This window comes from Streptomyces sp. ID05-39B, from assembly GCF_033794725.1.
In the GTDB taxonomy this organism is placed as follows: Bacteria; Actinomycetota; Actinomycetes; order Streptomycetales; family Streptomycetaceae; genus Streptomyces; species Streptomyces bobili.
Genome location: NZ_JARGEF010000022.1, coordinates 1 through 17,556, shown reverse-complemented (window position 1 = coordinate 17,556; position 17,556 = coordinate 1). Strand labels below are relative to the sequence as shown.

Sequence of the window (17,556 nt, the reverse complement as noted above, 5' to 3'; positions counted from 1 at the left end):
AGACCCCTCGTGAACCGCGTGAGCCGCGAGGGCTCAACTGGCGGACGGCAGTCCGAGCAGGGCGTCGGTGTACTTGAGGACGGCCAGGAGCAGGCCGATCACGCCGAGCGTGACGCCCGCCCAGGCGACGGACTTGATCCACGGGGCCTGCACCCTGCCGGGGGCGCCGAAGGCGGGCCGGGCCAGCACCACGACGCCGGTGAAGAGCGCCGCCAGCGCGAACAGGCCGGCCCACAGGGCGGTGGCCTGCCAGGCGTCGCCGTAGACGGCCTGGATCTGGTCGGCGACGCTCGCGCTCGACGCCGTCTCCAGCTGGCCGACCAGGGTCTGGCGCGCGGCGGCGACCGTCCCGATCCAGCCGCCGGTGAGCGACACCAGGCCGAGCGCGACAGAGACGACGGCTCCCGCGCCCAGGCCGACACCGGCCGGGCGGCTCTCCTCGACGATCTCGTCGAGGTCACTGTCCCCGGCATCGGTGTCCACGCCGTCACTCTCCTCGGCGACCGGCGTGACCTCGTCCTTCGCGTCCGTCTTGGTGACGTCCACCGTCTCCTCGTCGCGCTTCGCCTCGGTGGCCTCCGCGCCCGTCCCGGCGCCGGCCTCGTCCACTGTCTTGGTTCCCATGTCTCGCACCGTACGGACGCTCTCTGAGAGGTTTCTTAATGATCGCTGTGAGCGACACGCGTGTGTGCGGCTCGCCACTCGGGGGCCAGCACGGACCACACTTCCAGGTCGTGCCGCACTCCACGATAGGGGTAGGCCTCGCGCCGTACGCCGTCGCGGGTGAACCCGAGCCGCCGGGCGACGTTGAGGCTGGGCACGTTGCCGGCGGAGGCGACCCACTCGACGCGGTGGATGCCGCGCCGTTCGACGGCGTGGTCGATGAGCACCCGCATCGCGCGCGTGACGAGGCCGCGCCCGGTTCCGGCGGGTTCCAGCCAGCAGCCGACCTCGCAGTTGGCCTGCTCGGCGTCGAAGTTGAGGAAGAGCACGCCGCCGACCAGGTCGCCGTCCAACCAGATGCCGTGCAGCGAGCCGGTGTCGGCGGCCCGCATGTCGGCGTACCGCTGGAGCACCTCGCGCGCGCCGGGCACGTCGGTGGCCTTGGCGGCGAACGGGATGTACTGGTTGATGAACTCCCGGCCGCGCTCCAGGTGCGTCAGGAACTCCTCGGCGTGCCAGGGATCCAGGGGGCGTAGTTCGGCTCCCTCACCCAGCGATATCGCGTACATCCGGCTGCCGCTCCTTCTCCAGTTCCGCCACGACCTCGGTGAGCCTCTCATGGGCGGCCCGGGACTTGGGAGGTTCGATGCTGATCCGCGGCAGGCGCCGGTCCAGCCAGCGGGGCAGCCACCAGTTGGCGGCGCCGAGCAGGTGCATCAGGGCGGGGACGAGGAGGGTGCGCAGGACGAACGCGTCGAGGGCGACGGCTGCGGCCAGCGCGATGCCGAACATGGCGATCACGCGGTCGCCGCTGAGGACGAAGGCGAGGAAGACGGAGATCATGATGACCGCGGCTGAGTTGATCACCCGGCTGGTCTCGGCGAGCCCGACGCGCACGGCCCGCCGGTTGTCGCCGGTCTCCAGCCACTCCTCGTACATCCGGCTGACCAGGAAGACCTGGTAGTCCATGGAGAGCCCGAAGAGGACCGAGACCATGATCACGGGGAGGAAGGGTTCGATCGGCCCCGCTCTGCCCAGGCCCAGCGCTTCGCTTCCCCAGCCCCACTGGAAGACCGCGACGACGACTCCGAAGGCGGCGGCGACGGCGGCCACGTTCATCACGGCGGCCTTGAGCGGTATACCGACGGAACGGAAGGCGAGCAGGAGCAGCAGACAGCCGAGGCCGACGACGACGCCGACGAACAGCGGCAGTTTGCCCACGATGACCTCGGCGAAGTCGTCGTAGCCGGCCGTCACCCCGCCCACCTGGACGTCGAGCGAGGTGCCGGCCTCGGCCCGCGGCAGCACCTCGGCGCGCAGCAGGTCGACGAGGTCACTGGTCCGGTGCGACTGCGGCGAGGACTGCGGTACGACGGTGAGGTACGCGCTGTCGCCGCCCGCGCTGTAGGTCACCGGGGTCACGGCGGCCACGCCCTCGGCGGCTAGCAGGGTGGCGTCGAGGTTGTCCAGGGCGAGCCGGTCCTGGGCGCCGTCGACGTGGGTGACCAGGGTCAGCGGGCCGTTGACGCCGGGGCCGAAGCCCGCGGCGAGGAGGTCGTAGGCCTGGCGGGTGGTGGTGTTCTCGGCTCGGTTGCCCTGGTCGGAGGTGCCGAGGCGGAGGGAGAGCGTGGGTACGGCGAGACCGGCGATCACGACGAGGGCGAGCGCGCCGAGGAGCTTGGGGTGGTGTTCGACGAACGCCGACCAGCGGGCGGCGAAGCCGGTGGGCAGTTCGAGTTCGGGCCCGTGTTCGGCGAGGCGGCGCCGTTCGCGGCGGCTGAGGGCGCGCGGGCCGATGAGGGAGAGCAGGGCGGGCAGCAGGGTGACGGCGGCGGCGACCGTCAGTACGACGGTCAGACAGGCGGCGATCGCCACGCCGTTGAGGAAGTCCAGCCGCAGGATCAGCATGCCGAGCAGGGCGATGCAGACGGTGGCGCCCGCGAAGACGACGGCCCGTCCCGTGGTGGCTACGGCGTCCTCGGCGGCCTCGGCGACCGGCAGGCCCCGTTTCAGGCCGCGCCGGTGCCGGGTGACGATGAAGAGCGCGTAGTCGATGCCGACGCCGAGCCCGACGAGCATGCCCAGCATGGGCGCGAAGTCGGCGACGGTCATGGCGTGCCCCAGCAGCGCGATCCCGGCGTAGGCGGTGCCGACGCCGATCAGAGCGGTGGCGATGGGCAGCAGGGAGGCGGCGAGCGAGCCGAAGGCGAGGAACAGCACGACGGCGGCGACGGCCACGCCCACGACCTCGGCGAGGTGCCCGCCAAAGGATTCGGTGAGCGCGACGGCGCTGCCGCCCAGTTCCACCCGGAGTCCGTCGGTCCGCGCGGCCTCGGCGGTGTCGACGACGGCCTTCGCCTCGCCGCGGTCGATGTTCTCGGCGCTGTCCTCGAAGGTGACGGTGGCGTAGGCCGTGCGCCCGTCGGCGCTGATCCGCGTGGCGCCCTGGTCGTCGTAGGGGCCGGCCACGGAGGCGACGCCGGGGAGGTCGGCGATGCTCGCGAGGGTACGCGTCATGGTCTGTTCGACGGCGGCGGCGCGGACGGTCCCCCGCTCGGTGTGCCAGACGACGGTGTCGCTGTCGCCGCCGAGGCCGGGGAAGCCCTCGGCGAGCAGCCGGGTGGCCCGGCCGGACTCGGTGCCGGGGACGTCGTAGTCGTTGGAGTACGAGGAGCCCGCGATCGTCGCGGCGGTGGCCGTCCCACCGAGGGCGAGAAGCCAGAGCAGGACCGCGACGAGGCGGTGCCGGACACACCACTGTGCAAGGGCTGCCACGAGACGTGCTCCCGAAGAGTGAAGACCATGTGGGGATCTTGGGATCTTTGATCGGGAACAGCCGTACATGAACTGAACAGCCCGCAAAGAACGCATGAGTAACGCGGGGCCACTCTTACAGGCGTAAGTGATCGTTTGAGGGGTTCGTGGGCTTATTCACAGGAGTGGGAGCCAGATCACAGGACAATAACGATGCCTCTGTCGTGAGTCCGCCGTCCCGTGCGGGCCGGCCCGCCGGAACTCCGTCAGTCCAGCTGGTCGCCGACCGCCATCACCATCACCCCGGCGATGAGCAGCCACAGCGCGCGCCGGGTACGGCCGCGGGAGCCCAGCAGCGCGGCGAGCGCGCACACGGCGGCGCCCAGGGCGTAGGCGGCGGGCACGAGAGCGGGGGCGGGTCCTGTGAGGCGCAGGAGGGCTGCGGCGAGCCCGGCGAGGGTGAGCAGGGCGCCGGTCCCGGCGGCGGTCCAGCGGGCCTGCCGGGCGTCCTCACCGGCGTACTCGTCCTCACCCGAGTCCTCACCCGAGTCCCCGTCCGCGTCGGCGTCCGCGTCGGCGTCCGCGTCGTCGGGGTCGGGGTCGGGGCGAGGCATGTCGTCCGTGGTGTCGGTGTCCGTGCCGTCCGTGTCGTGCGCCTCGATCGCGTCGGTCCGTATGCCGTCCTGGGTGTCGGAGTCGGTACGTCCACTCATGGCGGGCGAGCGTAGCGCCTCAGGCCGGGAGACGGAGAAGGGGGATGCACCGAAGCCGGTGCATCCCCCCAGGGGGCGGGCGTGGGCTCAGCCCTCGCTGACGCCCAGCTTCTCCAGGATCAGTTCCTTGACGCGGGCCGCGTCGGCCTGACCGCGGGTGGCCTTCATGACCGCGCCGACCAGGGCGCCGGCCGCGGCGACCTTGCCGCCGCGGATCTTGTCGGCGATGCCCGGGTTGCCGGCGATGGCCTCGTCGACGGCCGTGCCGAGCGCCGAGTCGTCCGAAACGACCTTCAGCCCGCGCTTGTCGACGACCTCGTCCGGGGTGCCCTCGCCCGCGAGGACGCCCTCGATGACCTGACGGGCCAGCTTGTCGTTCAGGTCGCCCTTGCTCACCAGCTCGGCGACGCGGGCGACCTGCTCGGGCGTGATCGCCAGCTCGTCCAGCGTGCGGCCGGACTCGTTGGCGCTGCGCGCCAGTTCGCCCATCCACCACTTGCGGGCGGAGGCCGCGTCGGCACCGGCGTCGATCGTGGCGACGATCAGCTCCAGCGCGCCGGCGTTGAGGATGGCCTGCATGTCGGTGGCCGAGATGCCCCAGTCCGCCACCAGGCGGTTGCGGCGGACCAGCGGCAGTTCGGGCAGCGAGGCGCGGATCTCCTCGACCCACTCACGGGTCGGGGCCACCGGCACCAGGTCCGGCTCCGGGAAGTACCGGTAGTCCTCGGCCTCCTCCTTCACGCGGCCCGAGGTCGTCGACCCGGTGTCCTCGTGGAAGTGCCGGGTCTCCTGGATGATCGTCCCGCCGCTGTTCAGTACGGCGGCGTGCCGCTGGATCTCGAAGCGGGCCGCGCGCTCCACGGACCGCAGCGAGTTGACGTTCTTCGTCTCGGAACGCGTGCCGAACTTCTCGCGGCCGTGCGGGCGCAGCGACAGGTTCACGTCGCAGCGCATCTGGCCCATCTCCATGCGGGCCTCGGAGACGCCGAGCGCCTTGATGAGCTCGCGCAGTTCACGGACGTACGCCTTGGCGACCTCGGGGGCTCGCTCCCCCGCACCCTCGATCGGCTTGGTGACGATCTCGATGAGCGGGATGCCGGCGCGGTTGTAGTCCAGCAGGGAGTGGGACGCGCCGTGGATGCGGCCGGTGGCGCCGCCCACGTGGGTCGACTTGCCGGTGTCCTCCTCCATGTGGGCGCGCTCGATCTCCACGCGGAAGGTCTCGCCGTCCTCCAGCTGGACGTCGAGGTAGCCGTTGAAGGCGATCGGCTCGTCGTACTGGGAGGTCTGGAAGTTCTTCGGCATGTCCGGATAGAAGTAGTTCTTCCGGGCGAACCGGCACCATTCGGCGATCTCGCAGTTCAGCGCGAGGCCGATCCGGATGGCGGACTCGACGCCGGTCGCGTTGACGACCGGGAGCGCGCCGGGCAGGCCGAGGCAGACCGGGCAGGTCTGCGAGTTGGGCTCGGCACCCAGCTCGGTCGAGCAGCCGCAGAACATCTTGGTCTTGGTGCCGAGTTCGACATGGACCTCGAGGCCCATGACGGGGTCGTACGACGCCAGCGCGTCCTCGTACGACACCAGGTCGGTCGTGGTGGTCACGGTGAAACTTCCCTCTCAGCCCAGCAGGACGTCGTCGTCGCCCAGCCGCTTCAGCTCGCGGTAGAGGATGGCGAGGCCGGTGGCGATGGCGGCGGCGGACACGGCGGCGTCGATCAGGCGGAGCGTGTCGCTCTCGGTGCGGGCCAGTTTGGCCTGCTTGGCGACACTCACCGCGCCGAACACGGTGGTGGCCATGGACAGGTACAGGCCGGACTTGGACTTCTTGAAGCCCTTGGCCTTGGACAGTGCCTTACTCACAGCGACGGAGCCTCCTCGAGCAGCGGGTGCCCCCACCTTTCCACGAAGGCGGCCTCGACGGCGGCGCCGACCTTGTACAGCCTGTCGTCCTTCAGCGCCGGGGCGATGATCTGGAGGCCCACCGGGAGGTTGTCCTCCGGGGCGAGACCGCAGGGCAGCGACATGGCCGCGTTGCCCGCCAGGTTGGTCGGGATGGTGCACAGGTCGGCCAGGTACATCGCCATCGGGTCGTCGGCACGCTCGCCGATCGGGAAGGCGGTGGTGGGCGTGGTCGGCGAGACGATCACGTCGACCTGCTCGAAGGCCTTCTCGAAGTCGCGCGTGATGAGCGTGCGGACCTTCTGGGCGCTGCCGTAGTAGGCGTCGTAGTAGCCGCTCGACAGGGCGTACGTGCCGAGCATGATGCGGCGCTTGACCTCGGGGCCGAAGCCCGCCTCACGGGTGAGGGAGGTGACCTCCTCGGCGGAGTGCGTGCCGTCGTCGCCGGTACGGACGCCGTAGCGCAGGCCGTCGAAGCGGGCGAGGTTGGAGGAGCACTCGGAGGGCGCGATCAGGTAGTACGCCGACAGCGCCAGGTCGAAGGACGGGCAGTCCAGCTCGACGATCTCGGCGCCCAGTTCCTTCAGCAGCGCGACGGACTCGTCGAACCGCTGGATGACACCGGCCTGGTAGCCCTCGCCGCGGAACTGCTTGACGACGCCGACGCGCATGCCGTCGACGCTGCCGTTGCGGGCGGCCTCGACGACCGGGGGGACCGGGGCGTCGATGGACGTGGAGTCGAGCGGGTCGTGCCCGGCGATCACCTCGTGCAGCAGGGCCGCGTCCAGGACCGTACGGGCGCAGGGCCCGCCCTGGTCGAGGGAGGAGGAGAAGGCGACCATGCCGTACCGGGAGACCGCGCCGTACGTCGGCTTCACGCCGACCGTGCCGGTGACGGAGGCCGGCTGGCGGATGGAGCCGCCGGTGTCGGTGCCGATGGCGAGGGGGGCCTCGTAGGAGGCGAGGGCGGCGGAGGAACCTCCGCCGGAGCCGCCGGGGATGCGGGTGAGGTCCCAGGGGTTGCCGGTGGGGCCGTAGGCGCTGTTCTCGGTCGAGGACCCCATGGCGAACTCGTCCATGTTGGTCTTGCCGAGGATCACCACGTCGGCGGCCTTCAGCCGCTTGGTGAGCGTCGCGTCGTACGGCGGGATCCAGCCTTCGAGGATCTTCGAGCCGACGGTCGTCGGGATGCCCTCGGTGGTGAAGATGTCCTTCAGCGCGAGGGGCACACCGGCGAGAGGCCCGAGCTTCTCGCCGCGCTCCCGCTTCTCGTCGACGGCGCGGGCCTGGGCCAGCGCGCCTTCACGGTCGACGTGCAGGAAGGCGTGCACCTTCTCGTCGACGGCCTCGATACGGGCCAGGTGGGCCTCGGTGACCTCGACGGCCGTGAGGTCACCGGAGGCGATCTTCGCGGCGATCTCGGCGGCGGTGAGCTTGATGATGTTGACGGTGTCCGTCATTGCGGTTAGTCCTCCCCCAGGATCTGCGGCACCTTGAAACGCTGCTGCTCCTGGGCCGGGGCGCCGGAGAGCGCCTGCACGGGGGTGAGCGACGGACGGACCTCGTCCGCCCGCATGACGTTCGTCAGCGGGAGCGGGTGCGAGGTCGGCGGTACGTCTTGGTCGGCGACCTCGCTGACGCGGGCGACCGCGCCGATGATGTCGTCCAGCTGTCCCGCGAAGTGGTCGAGCTCTTCGGGCTTCAGCTCCAGACGCGCCAGCCGGGCGAGGTGGGCGACCTCCTCGCGCGTAATGCCAGGCATGCAGCGTTCCTCTGGGGTGAGTGTGTGTGGTGTGGGGTCCAATCCTATGGGGCCGGGGCGCCTACCGGTTAAACGGTTCGCCGTGAGGCCCTCGTCGGCCGCGTCCGTCCCCGGCCGCGCTGCCCGGCAAGCGGGTGTCGTTGGAGTCTCCTGGACGTCCAGGAGACTCCGGGGGCCGGCCTCCCCCGGGCGGATGGGCCGCCTTCGATCGGCCGAACGGGTGGGCGGCCGGGTGTACGGCCGGCATCACTCGTCGGCGGCGGCCGCGGGCAACGCCGCCGCAGGCCGCTGCCAGCCCCGCGCCCCACGGGCCCGCAGCCACGCCGTGGTCTCCTCCGCAGGCATCGCCGCCGCGACCAGCCAGCCCTGTACGGCATCGCAGCCGAGGTCGCGCAGCCGCTCCCACGTCTCGTCGTCCTCGACGCCCTCCGCGACGACGAGCAGCCCGAGTGAATGCGCGAGGTCGACGGTGCAGCGCACGATCTCCGCGTCCTCGGTGTCCACGGCGAGCCGGCCCACGAACGACCGGTCGATCTTCAGTTCGCTCACCGGCAGCCGCCGTAGATGGACCAGGGAGGAGTAGCCGGTGCCGAAGTCGTCGAGGGACATCTTCACGCCGTGTCCGGTCAGCGCGTTGAGGGTGTCGGCGGCACGCTGCGGGTCCTCCAACAGGACGTGTTCCGTGATCTCCAGCTGGAGCGCCGCCGCGGGCACCCCGTGCCGCGCCAGCCGGGCCGCGACGGAGCCGGCGAAACCGGGGGTGTGGACGTCGCGCGGGGAGACATTGACCGCGACGGGCACGTACAGCCCCTGGGCCCGCCACCGTGCGACCTGTTCGAGGGCCGTGTCGAGCACGTACTCGGTGAGGTGCGGCATCAGCCCGGAGGATTCGGCGATCGCGATGAACTCGTCCGGCGGCACCTTCCCCCGCTCGGGGTGCACCCACCGCACCAGCGCCTCCAGCCCGGCGACCTGGCCGTCGAAGCGGACCTTGGGCTGGTAGTGCAGCTGGACGTCGTGCGCGTCGAGCGCGCGACGCAGGTCGCCCAGCAGACCGAGCCGGTCGGGTGTGTTGGAGTCGCGCTTGGACTCGTAGACCTCGACGCCCGTACGGTCCCGTTTGGCCTGGTACATCGCCACGTCCGCCCGCCGCAGCAGGCCTTCCGCGTCGAGCGCGTGGTCGGGGAAGACGGCGACCCCGGCGCTGGCCTCCAGGACGAGGGTGAGCCCGTCGAGGTCGAGGGGGGAGCTGAGATGGGCGACGAGTCCTCGGGCCACGCGGGTCGCCGAGGTGGTGGAGTCGGCGACGGGCAGTAAGACGGCGAACTCGTCACCGCCGAGCCGCGCGACCTCGGCCCCGCGCGGCAGGGCCAGCCTGAGCCGGTCGGCTATCTGGAGGAGCAGCCGGTCCCCGGCGAGGTGGCCGAGCGTGTCGTTGACCGACCGGAACCGGTCGAGGTCGATCAGCATCAGTGCGGCGCGGGCGCCGATCCGCTCGGCGTCGTCGAGGGCGGTCCAGATCCGCTCGCCGAGCCACTGGCGGTTGGGCAGTCCGGTGAGCGGGTCGCGCAACTGTTCCTCGGCGCGGGCGCGGGCCATCCACAGCGTGGAGTCGAGGGCGATCAGCGGGATGGCGAAGAGCGGCAGCAGGATCGGCTTGGCGACGGCGACGACGCACACCAGCGGGGCTATGCCCAGCAGGGCGACCGCGACGAGCCCCTGTCTGAGCAGGGCGGTACGGGCGACGGTGGGCAGACGGCCGGCCCGGGGGGTGTGCAGGTACCAGAGCAGGATGCGGGTGACGGCGAGGTAGGCGACGGCGACCAGCACCACCTGGGGTGCGGTGTAGACGGTCCAGGTGTCGGGGGTCCACGGCCGCTCGACGGACGGCACCCGCCCGCACGCGGCCAGCAGCAGCGCGCCCGCGCCGATGCCGAGGATGTCCACCGCGCCGTGCAGGACGCCCTGGCGCCAGCGGTGGCTGCGGGCTATGCCGACCAGGACGACGACGGTGAGGCTGACCAGGCCGGCGGGCAGCCAGCCGTAGAGCAGCAGGACGGCGAGGGTGAGGGCGGCTCCGGAGCCGGTGCCGCCCCACCAGCGGGCCCGGCCCAGCATGACGAGGTGGCCGACGACGACGCCGGTCAGCACGGCCAGCGACCAGCCGACGGTGCCGGAGGGGAACAGCGCGTGGCTGGAGGTGAAGGCCCGGTAGAGGGCGGCGCCGAGGGCGAACCCGGCCCCCGCGACGACGGCCGCGGGGAGCGCGGGCCAGGTCAGGTGGCGTTCCGCGTCGGCGTCGTAGGGTCCGGAGAGGTCCGCGGGGTCGGAGCCGGCCGGGAACGGGCCGGCGGCGCGGGGGGCCGTCCGGGTGAGCGGGTCGCCGGTGCGGGCCGGTTCGTCCGGGGGACGCTCTGACCACGCCACCCACCGGCTGCCCCACCAGGCGTCGGTGACCCGGCGCCGGGGCAGCCCAGTGTCCGGGGCGGCGCTCTCGGTCGGTTCCATTCCCGTCCCTCTCACAGCCGGCGGTGCCGACGCCACGCGGTCCGCTGCCCGACAGCCTTTCGCCGGTGCCGCGTTGGAAGACCCTTCCCCCGGCCCGTCAGGAGCGGGGGATGCCCCGACGGCAGCGGGGCACGGCGGGCGCACGTCTCAACAGTAGGCCGCGGAAGGCTTCCGCGGGCAGCGGTCGTCGACGGTTGCCCGATTGCGTCCCTGCCACCCGGAAGCAGCCGGTATGCGCCGATCGGGTGGCCTTCGGCCGCCGGTCCTCAGGACTCGGGGACCGGCAGGGCGACTTCGGCGGCCGCCTCCGCCCCCTGTTCGAGGAGGACCGTGAAGCCGTCCTCGTCCAGCACCGGAACCTTGAGCTGCATCGCCTTGTCGTACTTCGATCCGGGGCTGTCACCCACCACGACGAACGACGTCTTCTTCGACACCGATCCGGTCACCTTCGCGCCGCGGCTCTGCAGGGCGTCCTTGGCGCCGTCCCGGGTGAAGTGCTCCAGGGTGCCGGTGACCACGACGGTGAGGCCTTCCAGCGGGCGCGGGCCCTGGTCCTCGCCGGAGCCCTCCTCCTCCATGCGGACGCCGGCGGCCTTCCACTTGCGGATGATCTCGCGGTGCCAGTCCTCGGCGAACCACTCCTTGAGGGAGGCCGCGATGACCGGGCCGACGCCGTCGGTGCCGGCCAGCTCCTCCTCGCTCGCCTGCTCGATGCGGTCGATGGAGCGGAACTCGCGGGCCAGCGCCTCGGCCGCGACCGGCCCCACGTGCCGGATGGACAGGCCGGTGAGGACGCGGGCCAGCGGGCGCTCCTTGGCGGCGGCGATGGAGTCCAGCATGGCGAGCGCGTTCTTCTTCGGTTCGCCCTGCTGGTTGGCGAAGACGGTGACGATCTTCTCCTCGCCGGTCTTCGGGTCCCGCTTGGGCAGACCGCTGTCCTGGTCGAGGACGTACGCCCTGATGGGCAGCAGCTGCTCGATGGTGAGGTCGAACAGGTCGCCCTCGTCGGCCAGCGGCGGCTGCGCGGGCTCCAGCGGCTTGGTGAGGGCCGCGGCGGAGACGTACCCGAAGTGGTCGATGTCCAGGGCCTTGCGGCCCGCGAGGTAGAAGAGCCGCTCGCGCAACTGGGCGGGACAGGTGCGGGCGTTGGGGCAGCGCAGGTCGACGTCGCCCTCCTTCATCGGCCGCAGCGGGGTGCCGCACTCGGGGCACTCGGAGGGCATCACGAACTCGCGCTCGCTGCCGTCACGCAGGTCGGCGACCGGCCCGAGGATCTCGGGGATGACGTCGCCCGCCTTGCGCAGCACCACCGTGTCGCCGATGAGGACGCCCTTGGCCTTGACGACGTCCTGGTTGTGCAGGGTCGCGAACTCCACCTCGGACCCGGCCACGGTCACCGGCTCGACCTGGGCGTACGGCGTGACGCGGCCTGTACGGCCGACACCCACGCGGATGTTGAGAAGCTTGGTGTTGACCTCCTCCGGCGCGTACTTGTAGGCGATCGCCCAGCGCGGGGCACGGGCCGTGGAGCCGAGCCGCCCCTGGAGCCGGATCTCGTCGAGCTTGACGACGACCCCGTCGATCTCGTGCTCCACGGAGTGCCGGTTCTCGCCGTAGTAGGCGATGAACTCCCGTACGCCGTCGAGGTCGTCGACCACCTTGTTGTGCCGGGAGGTGGGCAGGCCCCAGGACTTGAGGAGGTCGTAGGCCTCGGAGAGGCGGGTGAGGCCCTCGTACCCCTCCAGGGCGCCGATGCCGTGGACCACCATGTGCAGGGGGCGGCCCGCGGTGACGCGGGGGTCCTTCTGGCGCAGTGAACCGGCCGCCGCGTTGCGCGGGTTGGCGAAGGGCTTGTCGCCGGCCTCGACCAGACGGGCGTTCAGCTCCTGGAACTTCTCCATCGGGAAGTAGACCTCGCCGCGGATCTCGACGAGGGAGGGGACACCGTCGCCGGACAGCCGGTCCGGGATCTCCGCGATGGTCCGCACGTTGGGCGTGATGTCCTCGCCGGTCCGGCCGTCGCCACGGGTGGCCGCGCGGGTCAGCCGGCCGTTCTCGTACGTCAGGTTGACGGCGAGTCCGTCGACCTTCAGCTCGCACAGGAAGTGGTACGCGGAGGCGCCGACGTCCTTGTGGACGCGCTCGGCCCAGGCGGCCAGCTCCAGATCGTCGAACGCGTTGTCCAGCGACAGCATGCGCTCGCGGTGCTGGACGGCGGTGAACTCCGTCTCGTACGCCCCCGCCACCTTCTGCGTCGGCGATTCGGGGGTGCGCAGCTCGGGATACCGCTCCTCCAGGGCTTCCAGGGAGCGCAGGAGGCGGTCGAACTCCGCGTCGCTGACGACGGGGGCGTCCTTCACGTAGTACCGGAAGCGGTGCTCCTCGATCTGCTCAGCGAGCTGCGCGTGCTTCTCCCGTGCCTCCGAGGGCACCGTCGTCTCCGCTTGCCTGTCGCCGGCCACCGTGTTGTCCTCCCGTTACTCTGGGTTGTCCGCGAGGGATCTCGCCGCCCGGACGCAGTGGGCGAGCGCCTCCCGCGCGTACTCGGGCGAAGCCCCCGCGAGGCCGCACGCCGGAGTGACGGTCACCGCCTCCGCGAGAAGGTCGGGTCGCAGCCCCAGCCTGCGCCACAGCGTCCTGACACCCATGACGCTACCGGCAGGGTCCGACAATGCGGCGTCCGTCCCCGGCACCACACCGGCGAACAGCCGGGTACCGGCTTCCACCGCCTCACCGATCGTGTCGTCGTCACGCTCGGTGAGGAGCGAGAAGTCGAACGACACGGCAGCCGCTCCGGCCCGCCGCAGCAGGGCGAACGGGACGTCCGGCGCGCACGAGTGCACCACGACGGGGCCGCCCTCGTGCACCCCCACGACCTCGCGGAGTGTCGCCTCGACGACCTGCCGGTCCACGGCGCGGTACGTGCGGTAGCCGCTGGCGGACCTGACGTGGCCGCGCAGGACGGCGGTGAGGGAGGGTTCGTCGAGCTGCAGGACGACCTGGGCGCCGGGGACGCGGCGCCGCACCTCGGCGAGGTGCACGCGCAGGCCCTCCGCGAGGGAGGCGGCGAGGTCGCGGCAGGCGCCGGGGTCCGAGAGGGCGGCCTCGCCGTTCCTCAGCTCCAGGGAGGCGCCGAGGGTCCACGGGCCGACGGCCTGCACCTTGACCTGGCCCTCGTACCCCTGGGTGGCCTCCTCCAGGGCGTCGAGGTCCTCCCGCAGCCACGACCTGGCCCGCCGGGTGTCCCTGCCGGGACGGTCACCGAGACGCCAGCCGCTGGGCTCCACCCGCGCGTACAGCTCGACGAGCATGCCGGCGGTGCGGCCGATCATGTCGGCGCCGGGCCCCCTGGCCGGCAGCTCCGCGAGAAACGGAAACTCTTCGAAGGACCCGGCAACCGTCCTGGCGGCCTCCCTGGCGTCACCGCCGGGCATGGACCCGATCCCGGTGGCGGACCCGAACCTGAAATATGCGTTCACGAACCGAAGCCTACGTATCCTCCGGCCCGCGGTGATCCAGCCCGTCCAGGGGTGCCCCTACCGACCCGGCCGCACCGTCAGGTCGTTGACCTCCGCGTCCCGCGGCAGATCGAGCGCCATGAGGATCGTCGTGGCGACCGACTCGGGATCGATCCACTCGGCGGGGTCGTACTCCTTCCCCTCCTGCTGATGGACCTTGGCCTGCATCGGGCTGGCCGTACGCCCGGGATACACGGAGGTGACCCGCACCCCGTTGCCGTGCTCCTCCGCCCGCAGCGCGTCCGCCAGCGCCTTGAGCCCGTGCTTGGACGCCGCGTACGCCGACCAGTTCGCGCTCGCCCGCAACCCCGCCCCGGAGTTGACGAACACGACGTGCCCGCGAGCCGCCCGCACCTGCGGCAGGAAGTGCCGCGTCAACTCGGCGGGAGCGATCAGATTGACGTTGAGCTGGTGGCGCCACGCCTTGGGCGTCAGCTCGCCGACGGGCCCGAGATCGACCACCCCGGCGATGTGCAGCAGCGAGTCCACCCGCTCCGGCAGCGACTGGTGCGAGAAGGCCCAGCTGAGCTTGTCGGGGTCCGCGAGGTCGCCGACCAGCGTCCGCGCCCCGGGAAACTCCGCCGCCAGTTCCTTCGCACGTCCCGCGTCCCGCGCGTGCAGCACGATGTCGTCCCCGCGCGCGTGGAGGCGGCGGGTGACGGCCGCGCCGATGCCGGAACCCGCTCCGGTGATCACATGAGTTGCCATACCCGCCATGCTCGCATCACCGCCGGCTCAGGCGACGCCCTGGCTCTCCTCCAGGTAGGCGAGCGCCCCGACCGGCTCCTCGGCGAAGAACACCAGGTCGGTGAGCGGCCGGGGCAGGAATCCCTCGGTGTCCATGCGCCGGAACTGCTCCTTGAGGCCGTCGTAGAAGCCGGCCGTGTTGAGCAGGACGACGGGCTTGTCGGTGTGGCCGTGCTTCTTCAGTTCCAGGATCTCGGTGGCCTCGTCGAGGGTGCCCGTGCCGCCGACCATGACGACCACCGCGTCGGCCTTCTCCAGGAGCAGCCGCTTGCGTTCGGCGAGGTCGCGCGCGATGACCATCTCGTCGGCGCCGGGCCGCGCCTTGGCCGCGAGGAAGTCCACGGAGACCCCGCACAGCCGGCCGCCGGCCTCCTGCACGCCGTCGGCGACCACCTTCATGAGCCCGGCGTCGGAGCCGCCCCACACGAGGGTGTGCCCGCCCTTGCCGAGCAGTTCGGCGAATTCCCGGGCGGGCCGGGTGTAGCGGTCGTCGAGGTCGGCGGCGGAGAGAAAGACACAGATGCGCATCCGGCCACGGTACGCGGGAAGAACCGGCGGCCTTCGCGTGCTGTCCCGGGTATGGCCGACGGACACACGATCACGATCGAGCAGGGCACCCAGCACGTACGGGTCGTCCATGGGAACCAGGTGCTGGCCGAGACGGACCGGCCCCTGATCCTCAGGGAGACCGGCTGCCCGGTGCGCTACTACCTTCCCGCGGACGACGTACGCCTGGATCTCCTCACCCCCTCCGACACCCACACCCACTGCCCGTTCAAGGGCACGGCGTCCTACTGGTCGCTGCCGGACGCTCCCGACCTCGTGTGGGCGTATTCCGACCCGAAGCCGGACGTCGAACGGATCAAGGACCACCTGTGCTTCTACGAAGTGGAGGTGTCGTAGGGCGATAAGTCCCGTGTCCTGGGGCAGTCTGCACAGGCATGGACAAGAAGACCCTTTCCCGCGACGGCACCTCCCTGGCGTACGCCCGTGCAGGGCAGGGCCCCGCGGTCATCCTGGTGAGCGGGGCGATGTCGACGGGCGGCACGGTGGCGCCCCTGGCCGGGCTCCTCGCCCCGCACTTCACCGCCTTCTGGTACGACCGCCGGGGCCGCGGCGAGAGTGGCGACACGGCCCCGTACGCGGTGGAGCGCGAGGTCGAGGACCTGGCTGCACTGATCGAGGAGGCGGGCGGCGAGGCGGCGCTGTACGGCGTCTCCTCGGGCGGCGCGCTGGCCCTGGAGGCTGCTGCCGCCGGGCTGCCGGTGAGCCGGGTCGCGGTGTACGAGACGCCGTTCGCGGACTTCTCCGAGGGCGGCGCCGAGGAGCGCGCCGCGTACACCGAGCACCTGACGGAGGCCCTCGCCCACGACCGGCGCGGGGACGCCGTGGAACTGTTCCTGCGTCTGACGGGCCTGGCGGAGGAGATGATCCGGGGCGCCCGCCAGTCGCCGATGTGGCCCGCCATGGAGAGGATCGCCCCCACCCTGGCCTACGACGACGCCGTCATGGGCGACGGCCTGGTTCCCCGGGAGCGGCTGGCCTCGCTGGACGTCCCGGTCCTGTCACTGGCCGGCTCGGCCAGCCCGGACTGGATGCGCCGGGCCGCCCGAGCGGTCGCGGAGGCCGCCGCGCAGGGCACCTACCGGTCCCTGGAGGACCAGACCCACATGGTCGACCCGAACGTCCTGGCGCCGGTGCTCACCGAGTTCCTCACGCCGTAGGGCGGACGGCCGCTGGGGCGGACGGTCACACGGCGGCGGTCTTCGCGCGCGTGGTCGAGGCGATCGTCGCCGAACCGACCACGCGCGTGTCGTCGTACAGGACGATCGCCTGGCCGGGGGCGACCCCGCGGACCGGCTCGGTGAAGGTGACGTGCAGGGTGGCGTCGACGAGTTCGGCCCTGACCTCGGTCTCGCCGCCGTGGGCGCGGAGCTGGGCGGTGTAGGTGCCGGGGCCGGCCGGGGCCGTGCCGCACCAGCGGGGCTTGACGGCGGTGAGCGCGGTGACGTCCAGGGCGTCGGCGGGGCCGACCGTCACGGTGTTGTCCACCGGTGAGATGTCGAGGACGTAGCGCGGCTTGCCGTCTGCGGCCGGGGTGCCGATGCGCAGGCCCTTGCGCTGGCCGATGGTGAAGCCGTACGCGCCGTCGTGGCTGCCGATCCTGGTGCCGCTCTCGTCGACGATGTCGCCCTCGGCCTTGCCCAGCCGCTTCGCGAGGAAGCCCTGGGTGTCGCCGTCGGCGATGAAGCAGATGTCGTGCGAGTCGGGCTTCTTGGCGACCGCGAGGCCGCGGCGCTCGGCCTCGGCGCGGATCTCGTCCTTCGTCGTCACCGTGTCGCCGAGCGGGAACAGGGCGTGCGCGAGCTGCCTCTCGTCCAGGACGCCGAGGACGTACGACTGGTCCTTGGCCATGTCGGAGGCGCGGTGCAGTTCGCGGCTGCCGTCCTCGCGGACGATCACCTGCGCGTAGTGGCCGGTGCACACGGCGTCGAAGCCGAGGGCCAGGGCCTTGTCCAGGAGCGCCGCGAACTTGATCTTCTCGTTGCAGCGCAGGCAGGGGTTGGGGGTGCGGCCGGCCTCGTACTCGGCGACGAAGTCGTCGACGACGTCCTCGCGGAAGCGGTCCGCGAGGTCCCAGACGTAGAACGGGATGCCGATGACGTCGGCGGCGCGGCGCGCGTCGCGGGAGTCCTCGATGGTGCAACAGCCCCGCGCGCCCGTGCGGAAGGATTGCGGGTTCGCGGAGAGCGCGAGGTGGACACCGGTGACGTCGTGGCCGGCTTCCGCGGCACGGGCGGCGGCGACGGCGGAGTCCACTCCGCCGGACATGGCGGCGAGGACGCGGAGGGGGCGCTGCGTGGTCTCAGTCATAACCCCTCCAGGGTACGGGGCGCCGGGAACCGCGGCCCGCGAGTATCCGTTGTGGATCTCGAGGGGCGAGGAAGGACAGGGCGGAGATGGGTGCGGAGATGGGTGCAGGGGTGGGGGC

General features: G+C 71.8%; 16 protein-coding genes. 2 read left to right on the top strand and 14 right to left on the bottom strand.

The window, feature by feature from the left end; all coding sequences use genetic code 11:
- Positions 1-33: 33 nt before the first annotated feature.
- From P1P75_RS08100 to P1P75_RS08040, 13 genes are all read right to left on the bottom strand, one after another.
- Positions 34-624: a hypothetical protein gene (locus P1P75_RS08100; protein ID WP_319252995.1), complete on the bottom strand. Its 591-nt coding sequence runs from the start codon at positions 622-624 to the stop codon at positions 34-36.
- Positions 625-659: 35 nt separating this feature from the next.
- On the bottom strand, positions 660-1,232 hold the full coding sequence (locus tag P1P75_RS08095; protein ID WP_319252993.1) for a GNAT family protein: 573 nt from the start codon (positions 1,230-1,232) through the stop codon (positions 660-662).
- Entirely contained in the window at positions 1,210-3,438 is a 2,229-nt protein-coding gene (locus tag P1P75_RS08090) for an MMPL family transporter (RefSeq protein WP_319252991.1), read from the bottom strand. Before P1P75_RS08090 ends, P1P75_RS08095 begins: the two co-directional genes overlap by 23 nt.
- A gap of 245 nt (positions 3,439-3,683) precedes the next feature.
- Positions 3,684-4,130: a hypothetical protein gene (locus tag P1P75_RS08085; protein ID WP_319252989.1), complete on the bottom strand. Its 447-nt coding sequence runs from the start codon at positions 4,128-4,130 to the stop codon at positions 3,684-3,686.
- An 87-nt stretch (positions 4,131-4,217) separates the two neighbouring features.
- Entirely contained in the window at positions 4,218-5,732 is a 1,515-nt protein-coding gene (gatB, locus tag P1P75_RS08080) for an Asp-tRNA(Asn)/Glu-tRNA(Gln) amidotransferase subunit GatB (RefSeq protein WP_319252987.1), read from the bottom strand.
- 15 nt (positions 5,733-5,747) lie between these two features.
- A complete protein-coding gene (locus P1P75_RS08075; protein WP_319252985.1) occupies positions 5,748-5,990 on the bottom strand; it encodes a hypothetical protein in 243 nt (80 codons plus the stop codon).
- Positions 5,987-7,489, bottom strand: a complete 1,503-nt coding sequence (gene gatA / locus P1P75_RS08070) for an Asp-tRNA(Asn)/Glu-tRNA(Gln) amidotransferase subunit GatA (RefSeq protein ID WP_319252983.1) — start codon at positions 7,487-7,489, stop codon at positions 5,987-5,989. The genes P1P75_RS08075 and gatA overlap by 4 nt, the downstream gene beginning before the upstream one ends.
- A gap of 5 nt (positions 7,490-7,494) precedes the next feature.
- Positions 7,495-7,791, bottom strand: coding sequence for an Asp-tRNA(Asn)/Glu-tRNA(Gln) amidotransferase subunit GatC (gatC, locus tag P1P75_RS08065; RefSeq protein ID WP_073498632.1), 297 nt, complete (start codon positions 7,789-7,791; stop codon positions 7,495-7,497).
- A 246-nt stretch (positions 7,792-8,037) separates the two neighbouring features.
- On the bottom strand, positions 8,038-10,299 hold the full coding sequence (locus tag P1P75_RS08060) for a bifunctional diguanylate cyclase/phosphodiesterase (RefSeq protein WP_319252981.1): 2,262 nt from the start codon (positions 10,297-10,299) through the stop codon (positions 8,038-8,040).
- A 266-nt stretch (positions 10,300-10,565) separates the two neighbouring features.
- The gene (ligA, locus tag P1P75_RS08055) at positions 10,566-12,761 is read right to left on the bottom strand and encodes an NAD-dependent DNA ligase LigA (protein WP_319252979.1); all 2,196 of its coding nucleotides are present in this window, start codon (positions 12,759-12,761) and stop codon (positions 10,566-10,568) included.
- A gap of 15 nt (positions 12,762-12,776) precedes the next feature.
- Positions 12,777-13,778, bottom strand: a complete 1,002-nt coding sequence (locus P1P75_RS08050; protein ID WP_319252977.1) for a methionine synthase — start codon at positions 13,776-13,778, stop codon at positions 12,777-12,779.
- Positions 13,779-13,835: 57 nt separating this feature from the next.
- Entirely contained in the window at positions 13,836-14,534 is a 699-nt protein-coding gene (locus P1P75_RS08045; protein WP_319252975.1) for an SDR family oxidoreductase, read from the bottom strand.
- Positions 14,535-14,552: 18 nt separating this feature from the next.
- Positions 14,553-15,092, bottom strand: a complete 540-nt coding sequence (locus P1P75_RS08040; RefSeq protein ID WP_319252973.1) for a TIGR00730 family Rossman fold protein — start codon at positions 15,090-15,092, stop codon at positions 14,553-14,555.
- Between the two features lie 51 nt (positions 15,093-15,143).
- Here P1P75_RS08040 and P1P75_RS08035 point away from each other — a divergent pair, with 51 nt between their 5' ends.
- Both P1P75_RS08035 and P1P75_RS08030 read left to right on the top strand, forming a co-directional pair.
- A complete protein-coding gene (locus P1P75_RS08035; RefSeq protein ID WP_319252971.1) occupies positions 15,144-15,467 on the top strand; it encodes a DUF427 domain-containing protein in 324 nt (107 codons plus the stop codon).
- A gap of 38 nt (positions 15,468-15,505) precedes the next feature.
- Positions 15,506-16,288 (top strand): alpha/beta fold hydrolase, encoded by a 783-nt coding sequence (locus P1P75_RS08030; RefSeq protein WP_319252969.1) that lies wholly within the window; start codon positions 15,506-15,508, stop codon positions 16,286-16,288.
- A 25-nt stretch (positions 16,289-16,313) separates the two neighbouring features.
- On the opposite strand, the gene mnmA is transcribed toward P1P75_RS08030, so the two are convergent.
- On the bottom strand, positions 16,314-17,438 hold the full coding sequence (gene mnmA / locus P1P75_RS08025) for a tRNA 2-thiouridine(34) synthase MnmA (RefSeq protein ID WP_319252966.1): 1,125 nt from the start codon (positions 17,436-17,438) through the stop codon (positions 16,314-16,316).
- Between the last annotated feature and the right edge of the window lie 118 nt (positions 17,439-17,556).